Here is a 956-nt window from a genome sequence, read left to right as displayed (position 1 = left end):
GCGAGAAGGTGTACTACTCCGTCGGCGGCGGGTTCGTGGTGGACGAGAACGCCGCCGGCGCCGACCGGATCAAGCCCGACGACACCGTGCTGCCGTATCCGTTCACCACCGCCGAGGAACTGCTCAAGCACTGCTCGGCCACGGGGTTGTCGATCTCGGCGCTGATGCTGGAGAACGAGAAGGCGTTCGGCCGCGGTGAGGCGGAGATCCGCGCGGGGATCCTGCAGTTGTGGCGGGTGATGTCGGAGTGCGTGCGGCGCGGCATCGCGCGGGAGGGGGTGCTGCCGGGCGGGTTGAAGGTCAGGCGGCGGGCCAACCAGTTGCACCGCAGGTTGCAGAGCGAGACCTCGGGCACCGATCCGTTGCAGGCGATGGACTGGGTGTCGCTGTTCGCGCTGGCGGTCAACGAGGAGAACGCCGCCGGTGGCCGGATCGTCACCGCGCCGACCAACGGGGCGGCGGGCATCATCCCGGCGGTGCTGACCTACTACTGGCGGTTCGTGCCGGGCGCGGAGGAGGAGGGGGTGATCCGGTTCATGCTGACGGCGGCGGCGGTGGGGGTGCTGTTCAAGGAGAACGCCTCGATCTCGGGGGCGGAGGTGGGCTGTCAGGGCGAGGTGGGGTCGGCGTGCTCGATGGCCGCGGCCGGGCTGACCGAGGTGCTGGGCGGCACGCCGGAACAGGTGGAGAACGCCGCCGAGATCGGCATCGAGCACAACCTGGGGCTGACCTGCGACCCGATCGGGGGGCTGGTGCAGATCCCGTGCATCGAGCGCAACGCGGTCGCCTCGATCAAGGCCATCACCGCGGCCCGCATCGCGCTGCGCGGCGACGGCCGCCACTTCGTCGCCCTGGACAAGGCGATCAAGACCATGCGCGACACCGGCCGTGACATGCTCGACAAGTACAAGGAGACCTCACGCGGCGGCCTCGCCGTCAACGTCATCGAGTGCTAG

Annotated in this window: 1 protein-coding gene; it reads left to right on the top strand. The window is 69.8% G+C overall.

The features are described from left to right. Positions 1–956, top strand: a 956-nt coding sequence (locus CXR44_RS38680; RefSeq protein ID WP_101791124.1) for an L-serine ammonia-lyase, incomplete at its 5' end; no start/stop codon positions are given.

It is taken from the genome of Nonomuraea indica, from assembly GCF_002850745.1.
Lineage (GTDB): Bacteria > Actinomycetota > Actinomycetes > Streptosporangiales > Streptosporangiaceae > Nonomuraea > Nonomuraea indica.
The sequence above is the reverse complement of the archived record's forward strand: the minus strand, read 5'-3'. Positions and strand labels throughout refer to the sequence as shown.